This is a genomic window from Pedobacter sp. CAN_A7 (assembly GCF_015752175.1).
Taxonomy (GTDB): Bacteria; Bacteroidota; Bacteroidia; order Sphingobacteriales; family Sphingobacteriaceae; genus Pedobacter.
In genome coordinates this window covers 1-14951 of the sequence record NZ_JADOUW010000006.1, presented here as the reverse complement: position 1 = coordinate 14951, position 14951 = coordinate 1, and the positions used below count along the sequence as shown (strand labels likewise).

Here is a 14951-nt window from a genome sequence, read left to right as displayed (position 1 = left end):
CATGGAAACCGCAATATTACGATCTGACCTATCAAAGTTTAACACCGGTGATTATAAGCCGGGCCCTAAAACCAAAATTATAGTCTGGTATTTGATTAACTATTTCATTTTCAATAGTTCCTTACCATGGCCCTATTCCCTTAAAATCAAATTACTACGTGGCTTCGGAGCCCGGGTGGGTAATGGACTGGTTATTAAAACCAATGTTAGAATTAAAAACCCTTGGCGTTTAAGTATTGGCAAAAATTGTTGGATAGGCGAGTCTGTATGGATTGACAATCTTGCGGAAGTTAATATTGGAGATAATGTTTGTCTATCTCAGGGCTCCATGCTCTTAACTGGAAATCATAATTATTCTCATACGGATTTTACCTATCGATTAGGAAGTATTCATATCGAAGATGGTGTATGGATTGGTGCAAAATCAATTGTGTGTCCGGGGGTAATTTGCAAATCACATTCCATATTAACCGTGAATTCCGTGGCATGTAAAAATATGGATCCCTGGAATATTTATTCCGGAAATCCTGCCCTGCCAGTGCGGGAACGAAAAATGTATAGATAACGTTTGAAATCTTTAATAAAAAAATATGATCTCTCAACCATCAATTTCCATACTCACCCCTGTCTGGAACGGACTTCCATTTATAAAAGAATGTGTAGAATCCGTTTTGCAGCAAGAATATCACGATTTTGAAATGCTCATCAGTGACAATTCTTCTACAGATGGAACCCAGGAATACCTAGATACAATAGACGATCCAAGGGTTAAGATTTTTAAACAGGAGCAAAATTTGGGCATCATGGGAAATGTAAATTTCCTTTTTAAAAATGCAAGTGCCCCCATAAGTCAGATTCTATGTGCTGATGATTATTTTGTGACCCCTACTTCGTTGACCAGGGTTATAGAATATTGGTCGAGGGCTACTCCAGATATTGGCTTTGTAAGTTTCGGCCATACCGGAACCTCGAATAAAAAGATAATCCAGTTTCAAACGGAATATCTTCCAGAAGTGATTGACCAGGACCACGCCGAGATTTGCTTTTTTGTTTTTGGCAACTTCCCGGGTAACCTTTCTGAAGTTAGCATTCTAACACGGCTAGTCACGGACAGCAATAATTTTAAGACAAATATGAATTTTGCTGGCGATTTCGATTTCTGGAGTCGTCTGTCAAAGGATGTAAAAATAGGCATTCAAAAAGAACAGGTTATTTATGTTAGGCGTCATGAGAATGTGGCCTCCAATTATGGTGGTTTAAAAGGTGAATGTTATGAGCAGCAAGTGGAAAGTTATGAGCGACTGATTGACAACTTAAGCCAGACTTATAGTCGTAAACAATTGATTCAATATTATCATTACGGACTTTTTGCTTACCACTACCGCGTGGCTATAAAAGCTGCACTGCAAGGAAGATTTACTTATTTAAATACGTTGCTAAAAACAGACGCTAATTTCTTATGGCCACTTTGGCAACGACTACTATTCACCCTACCCTTCACCTTATTTAATCGTAATCAAGATCTCACGTTCCCTTTAGCCAAGAAAATTATACGATCACAAGAAGTAGCTTATAAACAATTAACCCTTAAAAGCATATGAAAGCAGTTATACTAGCCGGAGGATTCGGCACCCGGATCAGTGAAGAAAGTGGCGTGCGCCCCAAACCCATGGTGGAAATTGGAGGAAAACCCATATTATGGCATATCCTTAAAATATATTCCGTTCATGGAATAAATGATTTTATCATCTGTTGTGGTTATAAAGGACATATCATTAAGGAATTTTTCTCCAACTATTTCCTTAACAATTCAGATATCACTTTTGACCTGAGTAATAATGAAATGGTAGTGCATAAAAACACCACGGAGCCATGGAAAATCACCTTAGTAAATACTGGTCATAAAACGATGACCGGGGGCCGTTTAAAGCGGGTAAAAGAGTATTTAGACAATGAGGCTTTTTGCATGACCTACGGAGATGGCTTAAGCGATATAAACATTACCGAAGTAATCGATTTTCACAAAAAAAACAATTCTTTAGCGACGCTTACGGCTGTACAACAGCCTGGAAGATTTGGCGCTTTTACTTTAGATAAAAATGAAACAAAAATTAACCGTTTCCAGGAAAAGCCATTGGATGATGATATGCCTTGGATAAATGGGGGATTTTTTGTCTTAGAACCTGAAGTTCTAGATTTCATAGAAGATGATGACACGGTCTGGGAGCGTGAGCCATTAGAGACGTTAGCTAAAATGGGCGAATTATCCGCATATCGCCACACTGGATTTTGGCAGCCAATGGATACCCTTCGGGATAAAAATTTGTTGGAAGAATTATGGAAAAAAGGCGAAGCCCCCTGGCACCAAAATGCCATTGACCCGAATGGTCAATTAACTCACGAAATCCAAAAACAATTATAAAAATATATTTATGAGAATTTTAATCACCGGCAACATGGGCTACGTAGGCCCTGGAGTAGTTAGCCAATTAAGAGCAACCTATCCGGATGCGGAACTAATTGGGTACGACATGGCCTACTTCGCAGCTTGCTTAACCAACGCAGATTTTCTACCAGAAAGTAAACTCAATGCTCAATTATTTGGTAACATCACATCTATTTCATACAAGGAATTGAAGGGTGTAGATGTCGTGATTCATCTCGCGGCAATATCAAATGACCCGATGGGCAAAAAATATGAAGACCTTACTCTAGAGGTGAATTATAAAGCTAGCGCGAGACTTGCAAAAATGGCTAAAGATGCAGGTGCCAGAGCTTTTGTTTTCGCATCCAGTTGCAGTGTCTACGGCGCGACCGAAGGGATATCTAAGACTGAGGATTCAGCAGTGGGACCGCTTACTGCCTACGCCAAATCGAAAGTACTGACTGAAGAGGCTTTAGCTGAGCTAGCTGATGAGGATTTCACCGTTACGGCATTACGTTTTGCTACTGCCTGTGGTATGAGCGAACGATTGAGACTGGATTTAGTATTAAATGATTTTGTTGCTGCCGCCGTTGTTACTGGTAAAATAGAAATATTAAGCGATGGCACACCATGGCGACCTCTCATTCATGTTAAAGACATGGCAAGGGCAATCGAATGGGCTATAAGTCGTGAACCGAAAAAATTAGACTATTTTCTAGCTATAAACGCTGGTAGCAATGAATGGAATTTTCAAGTTCATGAATTAGCGAGCGCAGTAGCAGCAGCAATTCCAGGCACCACTTTTTCATGTAATGAACTTGCTCCTGTGGATAATAGATCTTATCGGGTAAGTTTCGATCTTTATCAATCCCTTGCGCCAGATCACCAACCGCTCTATTCACTGAGGCAAACCATTATGGAGTTGCATGAGGGACTAGTAGCAATGAACTTTAAAAACAGCAATTTCAGGAACTCATCATTCATGCGCCTGCAGGTCCTTACCCAATTACAAGAAAACAATCATATTAATGTTAACCTCGAGTGGAACCATTTAAATTCCCCATTAAAATCTATACCCCATGATTTTCACAGAAACTAAATTAAAAGGAGCGTTCCTCATCGACGTAAATTTCATTGAAGATGAACGAGGATTTTTTGGCCGGTCTTATTGCAGTGAAGAATTTCTAAAACATGGCATTACAACCCCCGTGTTACAAACAAATATGAGCCACAATAAAGAAAAAGGCACATTAAGAGGTATGCACATGCAAATTGCGCCTTACCTGGAGTCAAAATTAGTTCGCTGTACCAGAGGGGCTATTTACGATGTCATCATTGACATGAGATCTGAATCCGAGACTTATAAGCAGTGGATTGGCGCAGAATTAACCGGAGACAACTATCGCATGTTATATGTCCCAGAGGGATTTGCACATGGATTTATTACACTGGAGGACAATACCGATGTAACGTATCAGGTCAGTCAGTATTATGCGCCAACGGCCGAGCGTTGCTTCCGATGGGATGATCCGGAGTTTGATATAAAATGGCCTTTGTCTCCCAGGATTATTTCAAAAAAAGACAATGCACATGCACTTTTCGAAGACATAACAGTCAACTAAACATTTATCTGATAAATAAACCTCTTCTAATAAGTATTCAAAATGATTATAGTAGATAACGCATTGGCAAAATTAGCAGCCGAAAACAAACAAATCAACGTGGCGTTAATTGGCGCTGGTTTTATGGGAAAAGCAATCGCCATCCAAATTTGTAAGTATACAAAAGGAATGAAACTGGTTGCCATTTCTAACCGTACCATTGAAAAGGCTAGACGCGCATACGAGGAAGCAGGAATTTTCGAAACCAGCGAAGTTAGTACGATTTCACAGGTAGAAGAAAACATTAGGCAACAAACCGTGAGTATTACCACAGACCCGTTGATATTATGCGAAGCCGAAGGTATAGATGTTATCGTTGAAGTTACCGGCTCCATAGAAAGGGGCGCCCAGGTATCAATGCGTGCCATTCAAAACCGAAAGCATGTAGTATTGATGAATGCAGAACTTGATGGTACCATCGGCCCTATCCTTAAAGTACATGCCGATAAAGCAGGTGTTGTGATTACGAATGCCGACGGCGATCAGCCAGGAGTGACCATGAATTTATACCGATTTGTAAAATCAATGGGTGTGAAACCCGTGCTTTGCGGTAATATTAAAGGTTTACATGACCCCTATCGCAATCCAACTACTCAAGAAGGATTCGCAAAAAAATGGGGGCAAAATCCTGCAATGGTTGCCTCTTTCGCTGATGGAAGTAAAATATCTTTCGAGCAAGCTATCACTGCAAATGGAACCGGAATGCAGGTGTTAAAACGGGGCATGAAAGGCCCATCTGTGCCGGTGGGTACTCCGCTTAAAGAGGCAGTTAAATTATTTACAGCTGAAGAACTGATAAATGGGCCCGGTGTAGTAGACTATCTTGTAGGCGCTGAGCCGGGACCAGGGGTATTTGTTTTGGGTACAAGCGACGATCCTTTCCAACAACATTATCTTAATCTCTACAAATTAGGTGAAGGTCCGTTGTACCTTTTCTACACACCTTATCATTTATGTCATTTAGAAGTGCCAAATACCATCGCACGCGCAGTATTATTCAATGATGCCGCTTTAACTCCGCTTGGCAAACCTTATGTAGAAGTAGTTGCTACTGCAAAAAAAGATTTAAAAGCAGGCGATGTAATTGATGGCATCGGACACTACATGACTTACGGCTTATGTGAAAATGCTGATGTTTGTCAGGCAGAAAACTTACTCCCTTTAGGTGTAGCTGAAAATTGCATTGTTAAACAAAATGTACCTAAAGATCAGGTACTCACGTATAACGATGTCATTCTCCCTGAAGGAAGACTTCTTGACCAGCTTCGTGCCCAGCAAGCTGAATATTTCAAGGTTCAACTTGTCTGATTCTTTTTTAGAAACTATCTAATTTTTAATCATTACTCCATTGCAGAGAAATCTGCATTGGAACACTATTGCCTAAATAAACCAATTATGGAGCTGGAAATTTTACAAAAAAAACGCATACTTATACTAGGAATTAACTTTGCACCAGAATTAACAGGGATCGGGAAATATACTGGTGAAATGACGGAATGGTTTGTGGAGAATGGTTATCAGTGTACGGTGGTCACTTCTTTTCCTTACTATCCAAACTGGAAAGTTCAACAACCATATTCTGGAAGTTTCTATAAAAAAGAAAGTCTTAATAATGGCATGCTTGATATTTACCGATGCCCTTTATATGTTCCAGATAGTCCATCAGGCTTAAAAAGAATGTTGCATGATGCAAGTTTTTTCTTTTCCGCTTTGGTTATGATTTTTATTTTAATGTTTAAAGAACGTAATGATCATATTTTTTGTGTTGCACCCCCATTCCATATTGGCTTTTTAGGCCTCATCTACCGCTTTTTTAAAGGAGGCAAGATTATTTATCATATTCATGATTTACAGATTGAAGCAGCGCGTGATCTACATATCCTTAAAAATAAAACCACATTTTATATTCTTTTTGCACTGGAACGTTTTATTATCAACCATGCCAATCATGTTAGCAGTATTTCTGCGGGTATGATTAGAAAAGTAGCATCGAAAACCAACAAAGAAGTTCTTTTTTTTCCAAACTGGGTAGATACAGACATTTTTCATCCCATTAAAGAAAAAGCGGCATTAAAAATTGAATGGGGCTTCGAACCCACAGACAAATTGATACTTTACTCAGGTAGCATAGGAGAGAAACAGGGGCTGGAAAGTCTAATTTCAATTGCTAAAAATTTAGAGGGAAAAAGTTCAATAAAGTTCATCATCTGCGGAAACGGTCCATATAAGGAAAAACTGATGCTGCTTTCAGATGAGCATCAATTGAACAACATGTATTTCATGGCATTGCAACCTTTACATATTTTCAACAATTTCTTGAATATGGTGGATGTTCATTTGGTGCTTCAAAAGAAAAAAGCTTGCGATTTAATGATGCCTTCAAAATTAACCTCCATCTGGTCTGCAGGAGGCTTAGCAATAGTTACAGCTGAACCTGACTCCTCGTTATATTCTATGATCAATGAAAATAAAATGGCGGTGGTAATTGACTGTGAAGATGAAACTTTGCTAATGAATTCCATCCTGGATTGTTGTGAAAATGATCATAATGATGAAAACCTGAATTGCAGAAAATATGCAGAGAAATTTCTTAACAAACAGAATATTCTTCAAATGTTGATGGATCAAATCAATGAACCACAATTGATTAGCCTCGAGATGACTTCAAACTAAACTCATTATGCAAAACAGGTATGTATTTCTTTTTTGTTTGTCTGTAGCTTTTGCAGACTTTGCAATTTTATATCTCGCTATTGTTATGTCATTTACAATAAGCAGTCCTTTAAAAAGCAGTTTAATTCATACCGATTTCAATACCATTGTTATCATGTTATGGTTCTTTTGTTCTAAGATGCTTGGCTTGTATGATGTCAAAACCATTGAAAAAAAAGAATTCTTCCTCACTACAATAAAGTGCATATTTTATCACCTCATTTTTCTCATCCTATATTTAAGCTTTACAGGAGGTCTCCTAGGGAATTTTATATTCATATTCTACATATTGTTGAGTTTGTTAATTTTTACTTTTCGGTTATGTATATCAAATGCCATATCCTTACTCAACAAAAAATTTAACATCACATCGCCCATTTTTCTAATGGGGATCAATCCCACAAGCCTGCAGTTCGCTGATGTTCTTAAAAACAATAGTCCATTTTATAAATTTGTTGGATTTTTGACTAACAATAATAATCTATTAATTGACAGCAATCAGCCTGATACGGATCAAATCATGAAAGATCAGATGAAGTTTGCAGCAGAAACTGGCATCAAAGAAGTATATGTATCGTTAACCCCAGATAAAACTGGGGCAATTAAAAGCCTCATCAATGAAGCACATAAAAATTGTATCCGTTTAAAATTCATCCCAGACTATAGCCAGATTATCGGGAAAAATCAAAGTATCAGACATTCTGGAGACCTCCAAATGATAAATTTGACGGGCACAGGACCACAGGATAAGATAAGTGATCGGTTTGTCAAGCGAGTTTTTGATATCATCTTCAGTGTTCTGGTAATATTATTTGTTCTTAGCTGGCTTTATCCACTCATTGCGATTTTAATCAAAATGGAAAGTCCTGGCCCGGTAATTTTTAAACAGGGCCGAAGTGGGAAAAACAACATCAGTTTCATGTGCTTCAAATTTCGCAGCATGCGTGTAAATTCAGATGCACACCTTAAACAAGCGAGTAGAAATGATTCACGTGTTACAAAAATTGGCCGTTTTTTACGTAGAACAAGCCTGGATGAAATGCCACAATTTTTCAATGTCCTCTTAGGTGACATGAGTGTTGTGGGCCCGAGGCCTCATATGCTGGAACACACTGCTCACTACCGTGACCTAGTTGATAATTATATGCTTCGACACTATATAAAACCCGGTATTACAGGTTGGGCACAGGTGAATGGATATCGCGGTGAAACTCAACACCTGGATTTAATGGAAAATAGAATCAAACATGATATTTATTATCTGGAAAACTGGTCCCTCTATCTTGATTTGAAAATTATCTTTCGAACTGTATTCCATGTGGTTCGGGGCAATATGAATGCATTTTAATCCACGCTTATCTAAATATATAACATGAAAAAAGCTCTTATTACAGGCATTACAGGCCAAGACGGCTCTTACTTAGCCGAATTTTTATTATCAAAAGGATATGAAGTACACGGTATAAAACGCCGAAGCTCTTTATTTAATACCGACCGAATTGATCACCTTTATCAGGATCCACATGAACAAGATATTCGTTTTGTGCTCCATTATGGCGATTTAACAGATTCTACCAACCTGATTAGAATTATTCAGCAGGTTCAACCTGATGAAATTTATAATTTAGGTGCCATGAGCCACGTGCAAGTGAGTTTCGAAACACCTGAGTATACTGCTAATGCAGATGGAATTGGAACACTCAGAATATTAGAAGCAATCCGTATACTGGGACTTACTCATAAGACGAAAATCTATCAGGCATCAACATCTGAACTTTACGGATTAGTTCAAGCTGTACCTCAATGTGAAACTACGCCGTTCTATCCTCGTTCTCCTTATGCTGTCGCAAAATTATATGCTTATTGGATTACCGTAAATTATAGAGAAGCCTATGGCATGTTTGCTTGCAACGGTATATTATTTAACCACGAAAGCCCGCTACGGGGCGAAACCTTTGTAACGCGAAAAATCACAAGAGGTACTGCTAAAATTGCATTAGGAATGCAAGACAAATTATATTTAGGCAATTTAGATGCAAGGCGAGATTGGGGACATGCCAAAGATTATATAGAAGCTATGTGGCTGATTTTACAACAGGACACTCCCGAAGATTTTGTTATCGCCACGGGTGTAACCACCACGGTACGTGATTTTGTAAAAATGGCATTCCTGGAATTAGGAATATCATTGCAATTTGAAGGTGAAGGAAAAAATGAAACTGCAAAAGTTATATCCTGCAGTAACCCAGATTTTTTAATAGAAATAGGCAAAGAAGTGGTTGCTGTAGATGAAAGTTATTTCCGCCCAACTGAAGTAGATCTTCTTATCGGAGACCCTGCGAAATGTAAAAAGAAATTAAACTGGGTACCGAAATACGATCTCAATGGACTTGTAAAAGAAATGGTATCAGCAGATATTGAATACTTTTTAAAAGAAAGGATGTTAAAAGACGCAGGTTATGCTATAAAAAACCAGTTTGAATAATCCTGATTTTTCAAACCTGTAAGAAAGGCCAAAATACTCGCTTACAACTAAAGATAATTATAAACCAGCAAAGGTTGCCTCCCAAAAGGAGGCAACCTTTTTTATTTTTTCTGTATTCAATAAAACAATTTTAAATATATTTTGTAACATTACCTTGAAACATGACTATCAAGAAAAGTCTGTCTTTTACAAGTCCAAACATGAAATACATCCTACTAATACTTTTCTGTTTTGGCTTTATCTTTACAGCCAAAGCACAACATCCACCCATTTTTGAAGGCTTACAGATCGATTCAACCAACCTTTTTCTACAAGACTTACCCATAAATTTAGTTAAATATAGCTATAGAGAACCGAATATTAATTTCCTATCCATTCATGACAATGAAGACACTGGCGTGAAGGCGGCTTTTGAATTTATTAGGTATTCAGGTGGCTCTATTATCGATTGTCAATACGGTAGTGCTCGCAACTTTCAGTTTTTGTACAATGAAGAGGAGTTTCAAACTGATCCTAATAGTATTTACTCCAAATCAGGAATTATTAAGGGCTTGGAGAAATATGGAAGGGCAGATGTAGAGGTAGTTAAACAACTCGAAGAACTTTCTAATACCATTCTAAAAAAATACAGTGAAAATAATCCCGCTTACTTTTTCACCCTACACAATAATGCCGACGGTGGATTTGGAATCTCTTCATACCTTAAAGGCTACGAATTAGAGGGTTATGCAGATTCGTTACACATCAACTTTCAAATGGACAATGACGATTTAATACTTGTAACTGACCTTGCCCTCTTTAATCATTTAAAAATTGAAAATGTGAATGTCGTTCTACAATCCATTAGCGCACCAGATGATGGATCGCTATCAGTTTATTCAATGAAAAAAAATATCCCTTATATAAATGTTGAGGTCCAACATGGGCACTTCGATGAAAATTTAAGGTTAATCGAAATTTCAACTAAAGCGCTTCTACAAATTTATCCAGAACTAACCCAAGCCTCCTTGCGCTAGCATATTCTGAAACGAAATTCTGTTAATTAGTTATATTACTACAACTTATTCTGTTAAACAGAGCATATATCTGGTAACGAAATTAAAATATTTGTAGGGCAACGCAATATATTAACTTTATGTCAAATCAATTTATATTGCTTGATTCACTCCATTAACAACATTTATCATACTTCCTTTTCAAAATATCCCCTCCCTTATCTTCTCTTATATATTTAAAAATATTGCGGGCATGTGCTTTGCAAACGCCACATCACTAACACCTCCCATCCATACGATTGCGATAAGCAAAAAATAGTGTTGTTTCGGCTGTAAAAGCTGGACGCCATAGCCCCCCAAGTCGCGTTAGCCGATTACAACAAATAACCTCATTATCAAAAAAAATTAATATGAAAAAAACACATACTTTTATAAAGTATAACACCATTTTGGCTTCATTTGCCATCTTATTGCTTTCTACAATCTTTATTACTGGATGCAAAAAAGACGACTTTGAAGGCGAGATCACTGGCGAATGTCCTGTAGTAGTTTCTACAGACCCTATGGATAAAGCTGTTGATGTGTTACTTAACAAAGTTATTTCGGTAACATTCAATACCGACATGGATTCAACAACCATAAACAATTCTACTTTAATTATCAAACAGGGAACAACTATTATCGAAGGAACAATTGCTCCAACTGCAGTTGCTAAAACATTCACATTTACCCCTAGAGTTCCTCTGTTACCTTTTACTACTTATACAGGAACAGTAACCACTGGTGCAACAGACATCTTTAAAACAGCCATGATTAGTGATTACACCTGGACTTTTACTACAATTCCACAGGTTGCATTATCATTCAGCCCACTATTAAGTGGTAGTGTTAGTGGAGCAGGCGATTTTGCTCAAGGTGCATTAGTTACAGTTTCAGCTACACCAGCACAAGGTTTTACTTTTACAAACTGGACTAATAATAATGAAGTTGTATCAACAAGTGCTAGTTACCAGTTTACCATGGCTGGAAACAAAGCTTTGGTAGCTAACTTCGTTGCAATTCCAGTAGGACAATTTGCAGTTAACTTAGTTTCAAGCCCTATTGCAGGCGGAACAACAACTGGATCAGGACCATATGATACCGGTTCAGATGTAACCGTAACTGCAGCTGCAAATGCTGGTTATACTTTTACCAATTGGACAGAGAATGGTACTGTAGTTTCTAGTAGTTCAAGTTTCCAGTTTAACATTAGTTCAAACAGAACACTTGTTGCTAACTTTAAAGTTATCCCTGCATCACAATTTGCCTTAACGTTATCGTCTAGTCCAGCTGCGGGTGGTACTACAGATGGTGAAGGATCATTTAATGCAGGTACTTCTGTAACCGTAACCGCGGCTACAAATAATGCTTATACGTTCACCAGCTGGACAGATAAAGCGACCGGTCTTGTACTATCTACCAGTCCGACCTATACTTTTGCTCTTTCTGCAAACAGAGCTTTAATCGCAAATTTTGCCATTAAGACTTACACCTTAACCGTTACGGCCCTAAATGGTGTAGTGGTTAAAGATCCAAATCAAACAACTTATAATCATGGTACCGTTGTTAAATTGACAGCAACACCTAATACAGGTTATGAATTTAAATCTTACACAGGTCATGCATCCGGTACAGCTAATGTTGTTTCCTTAACTATGAATGCTAATAAAGCAGTAACAGCAAATTTCGAAGCAACTACAGTAGTTGTTCCACCTGTTGTTCCTCCTGTAGTTCCTCCAGTTGTGCCGCCGGTTGTACCACCAGTTGGTCCTCAGGCCATAAACCTTGGAAGTGCAGCTGATTTTGTTACCTTAAGTAAAGCAGGTATCTCCACTACCGGAATTACAAAGATAACTGGTAATATAGGTGTAAGTCCTACTGCTGCTACTGCCATAACCGGTTTTGGTTTAATTATGGATACAAACGGTCAATCGTCACACACACCAATTGTAACAGGAAAAGTATATGCAGCAGATTATGCAGCACCTACACCTACCAAAATGACTACTGCTGTTAGCGACATGGAAACTGCATTTACAACGGCTAATGGATTAACAACTCCTGCACCGATAGTTGGTTTATACAGTGGTAATATCAGTGGTAGAACATTAACCCCAGGCTTATATAAATGGAGTACCAATGTACTAGTCACCAATGCAGGTGTAACACTTTCTGGAGGCCCTAATGACACTTGGGTATTTCAAATTGCACAAGACCTTGTTGTTAGCAACGGTGCAAAAATAACCTTATTGGGTGGTGCTCAGGCTAAAAATATCTTCTGGGTAGTTACTGGAAAAGCAACATTAGGTACAAACTCTGATGTCAGTGGTATTATCTTGAGTAAAACGCTAATCTCTTTAAATACGGGTGCTAAAGTAACCGGTAGATTATTGGCTCAAACGGCAGTTACTTTAAATGCCAGCACTGTTACACAACCATAATATTTAATTAAAACATATCCGCTCTTCGGAGCGGATTTACACATCCATATATGTTTCCAACAAATAAACTTATACAACGTGGCGTCATCGGTTCATTGATGATACTTCTTGCTCACAGTACTACCCAAGCACAAATCCAACAACCAACCTGGTGGTTTGGTTTATCAGGTGCCGCCAACACCAATTTCTATGATGGAACTACACAACGCTTAAATGATAATTTAATCGTTCCTAAAGCTTTTCACAAAGGAAATGGAGTCCGTCCATTCGGTTCCCTATTAATTGAATACCGTCCAAGTAAAGTCTGGGGTGGTTTATTAAATGTAGGTTACGATGGTCGTGGTGGTAAATTTGACGATGTCATTGCCCCTTGCGACTGCCCCGCTACTTTAGAAACAAATACCAGCTATTTAACTATAGAACCAAGTTTACGTTTTAGTCCAGGTGGCGGTAACTTCTACCTTTTTGGTGGTCCTCGTGTTGGAATTAATATGCAAAAAGATTTCTCTTATACGCAGCTAAAACAACCAAATACAGATGCTGAATTAAGCGAAATGCGCAAAACAATAATTTCTGCACAAATTGGTGCTGGTTATGACATTACACTTTCATCAGCCGAAAGCAGAACACAATATGTGCTTTCTCCTTTTGTTTCGTTCCACCCCTATTTTGGTCAGGATCCTAGAAACATCGAAAGTTGGTCAATGTCTACCCTACGTACAGGTGTAGCATTCAAATTTGGTAGATCTAAAGAAGTTGCAGCTCCGGCATCTGTTGCCGTTCCAGTTCAAGGAATAACTTTCGCTGTACGTGCAGGGCAAGCAGATTCTAAATTGCAGTTAAGTGAAACTTTGCCTTTATTAAATTATGTATTCTTTGACGAAGGCTCAACGGCTATTCCTTCAAGATATGTAACCCTTACTAAAGCACAAGCAACAAGCTTTACAGAAGCGCAATTGCAACAGGAACAATCTGCAAATACAACTGGTCGTTCAGCAAGACAATTAAATGTTTACCATAATGTTTTAAACATTTTAGGCGACAGGTTAAAATCTAATCCAGGAACTGCTATTCAATTAAGTGGTGCATCGGCACAAGGTCCGGCAGAGGGTAAAGTTTTTGCAGAAACCATTAAGGCATATATTGTTCAGAACTTTGGCATCGACGAGTCTAGAATCGCTACAGCAGGACGTACTAAACCTATCAATCCTTCAGAGCAACCTGGTGGAACCAAAGAACTTGATTTACTTCGTGCTGGTGACCGCAGGGTTGACATTCAAAGTAGCTCTTCAGCATTGTTAATGGAAGTTGGTGGTGGCATGATGAAACCAGTTCAAATGAACGCTACGCCAGTAGATCCACATGCTGGTCAGGTGGTATTTGATGTAACTGGTGCTGAAAAAGTATTTAATACTTATGCTATCGAAATGACTGATGCAGCAGGTAAAGTTCAAAACTACGGACCTTTTACTAAAGATCAGGCAACTGTACCTATCAAAACAATCTTAGGTAACCAAACTGCTGGCAACTATAAAGTAGTGATGTTAGGAACTTCTAAATCTGGATTACCGGTAAGAAAAGAAAGCACATTACAATTAGCTAGTCAGCCGGAAATAACGCCAACAGGTCTACGTTACAGCATTTTGTTTGACTTTAACAAAGCAACAACAGTTTCTACTTACCAGGACTTCCTGACTAAAACTGTTGCGCCTTTAATTAAAGACGGATCTACAGTAAATATTCATGGACATACAGATGTGATAGGTGATGAAACATATAATGCAACTTTATCTCAAGACAGGGCAAAACAAGCACAAACTATTTTAGAACGTGTATTAAGCCAGTCAGGTAAGAGCAATGTTAAATTTAACACCAATGGTTACGGCGAAGATTTAAGTCGTGCACCATTTGAAAATAGTCTTCCAGAAGAACGTTTTTATAACAGAACAGTAGTCATTGACATCATTCAATAACAAGAATTATATTACAAAAAAGCGGGTGATCTTTTATGCAATGCCCCCAAAAAGTTAGACACTTTCTGGGGGCATTTTTATGATAAAGAAAAAGAAACACAGTTTTGAATTCAAATTAGATTGCGTAAAACAAATGATGGAACACCATCGTTCCGCAAACTCAATCGCTGAAGAATACGGAATATCATCCTCTTTGATTGAAGATTGGCTTCTGGCACAC

Annotated in this window: 13 protein-coding genes; all 13 read left to right on the top strand. The window is 38.2% G+C overall.

Going from position 1 to position 14951, the window contains the following annotated elements; genetic code table 11:
* Nucleotide 1 precedes the first annotated feature (1 nt).
* Entirely contained in the window at nt 2-565 is a 564-nt protein-coding gene (locus IWX76_RS17580; protein WP_196861349.1) for a WcaF family extracellular polysaccharide biosynthesis acetyltransferase, read from the top strand.
* Nucleotides 566-590: 25 nt separating this feature from the next.
* Nucleotides 591-1601, top strand: a complete 1011-nt coding sequence (locus IWX76_RS17575) for a glycosyltransferase family 2 protein (protein WP_196861348.1) — start codon at nt 591-593, stop codon at nt 1599-1601.
* Nucleotides 1598-2422, top strand: a complete 825-nt coding sequence (rfbF, locus tag IWX76_RS17570) for a glucose-1-phosphate cytidylyltransferase (protein ID WP_196861347.1) — start codon at nt 1598-1600, stop codon at nt 2420-2422. Before IWX76_RS17575 ends, rfbF begins: the two co-directional genes overlap by 4 nt.
* A 10-nt stretch (nt 2423-2432) precedes the next feature.
* A complete protein-coding gene (locus IWX76_RS17565; RefSeq protein ID WP_196861346.1) occupies nt 2433-3524 on the top strand; it encodes an NAD-dependent epimerase/dehydratase family protein in 1092 nt (363 codons plus the stop codon).
* Nucleotides 3505-4047, top strand: coding sequence for a dTDP-4-dehydrorhamnose 3,5-epimerase (gene rfbC, locus IWX76_RS17560; RefSeq protein ID WP_196861345.1), 543 nt, complete (start codon nt 3505-3507; stop codon nt 4045-4047). The genes IWX76_RS17565 and rfbC overlap by 20 nt, the downstream gene beginning before the upstream one ends.
* Before the next feature lie 42 nt (nt 4048-4089).
* Complete coding sequence (locus tag IWX76_RS17555) at nt 4090-5394, top strand: NAD(P)H-dependent oxidoreductase (protein ID WP_196861344.1); 1305 nt, start codon at nt 4090-4092, stop codon at nt 5392-5394.
* Between the two features lie 87 nt (nt 5395-5481).
* Nucleotides 5482-6759, top strand: coding sequence for a WcaI family glycosyltransferase (locus IWX76_RS17550; protein ID WP_196861343.1), 1278 nt, complete (start codon nt 5482-5484; stop codon nt 6757-6759).
* 7 nt (nt 6760-6766) lie between these two features.
* Complete coding sequence (locus IWX76_RS17545; protein ID WP_196861342.1) at nt 6767-8146, top strand: undecaprenyl-phosphate glucose phosphotransferase; 1380 nt, start codon at nt 6767-6769, stop codon at nt 8144-8146.
* A gap of 24 nt (nt 8147-8170) precedes the next feature.
* Nucleotides 8171-9283 (top strand): GDP-mannose 4,6-dehydratase, encoded by a 1113-nt coding sequence (gene gmd, locus IWX76_RS17540; protein ID WP_196861341.1) that lies wholly within the window; start codon nt 8171-8173, stop codon nt 9281-9283.
* Nucleotides 9284-9483: 200 nt separating this feature from the next.
* A complete protein-coding gene (locus IWX76_RS17535) occupies nt 9484-10299 on the top strand; it encodes a hypothetical protein (RefSeq protein WP_196861340.1) in 816 nt (271 codons plus the stop codon).
* A 389-nt stretch (nt 10300-10688) separates the two neighbouring features.
* Complete coding sequence (locus IWX76_RS17530; protein ID WP_196861339.1) at nt 10689-12758, top strand: ice-binding family protein; 2070 nt, start codon at nt 10689-10691, stop codon at nt 12756-12758.
* Between the two features lie 50 nt (nt 12759-12808).
* A complete protein-coding gene (locus tag IWX76_RS17525; RefSeq protein WP_196861338.1) occupies nt 12809-14731 on the top strand; it encodes an OmpA family protein in 1923 nt (640 codons plus the stop codon).
* 79 nt (nt 14732-14810) lie between these two features.
* Nucleotides 14811-14951 (top strand): helix-turn-helix domain-containing protein (locus IWX76_RS18190; RefSeq protein WP_196861337.1); only part of this gene is annotated, 141 nt, incomplete at its 3' end.

Bases quoted from the DNA above. Each gene is read 5' to 3' on its own strand.
- IWX76_RS17575 (WP_196861348.1), top strand. From the start codon at position 591: ATGATCTCTCAACCATCAATTTCCATACTCACCCCTGTCTGGAACGGA.
- IWX76_RS17580 (WP_196861349.1), top strand. From the start codon at position 2: ATGGAAACCGCAATATTACGATCTGACCTATCAAAGTTTAACACCGGT.
- IWX76_RS17555 (WP_196861344.1), top strand. From the start codon at position 4,090: ATGATTATAGTAGATAACGCATTGGCAAAATTAGCAGCCGAAAACAAA.
- IWX76_RS17535 (WP_196861340.1), top strand. From the start codon at position 9,484: ATGAAATACATCCTACTAATACTTTTCTGTTTTGGCTTTATCTTTACA.
- IWX76_RS17565 (WP_196861346.1), top strand. From the start codon at position 2,433: ATGAGAATTTTAATCACCGGCAACATGGGCTACGTAGGCCCTGGAGTA.
- IWX76_RS17545 (WP_196861342.1), top strand. From the start codon at position 6,767: ATGCAAAACAGGTATGTATTTCTTTTTTGTTTGTCTGTAGCTTTTGCA.
- rfbC (WP_196861345.1), top strand. From the start codon at position 3,505: ATGATTTTCACAGAAACTAAATTAAAAGGAGCGTTCCTCATCGACGTA.
- IWX76_RS17530 (WP_196861339.1), top strand. From the start codon at position 10,689: ATGAAAAAAACACATACTTTTATAAAGTATAACACCATTTTGGCTTCA.
- gmd (WP_196861341.1), top strand. From the start codon at position 8,171: ATGAAAAAAGCTCTTATTACAGGCATTACAGGCCAAGACGGCTCTTAC.
- IWX76_RS17550 (WP_196861343.1), top strand. From the start codon at position 5,482: ATGGAGCTGGAAATTTTACAAAAAAAACGCATACTTATACTAGGAATT.
- IWX76_RS17525 (WP_196861338.1), top strand. From the start codon at position 12,809: ATGTTTCCAACAAATAAACTTATACAACGTGGCGTCATCGGTTCATTG.
- rfbF (WP_196861347.1), top strand. From the start codon at position 1,598: ATGAAAGCAGTTATACTAGCCGGAGGATTCGGCACCCGGATCAGTGAA.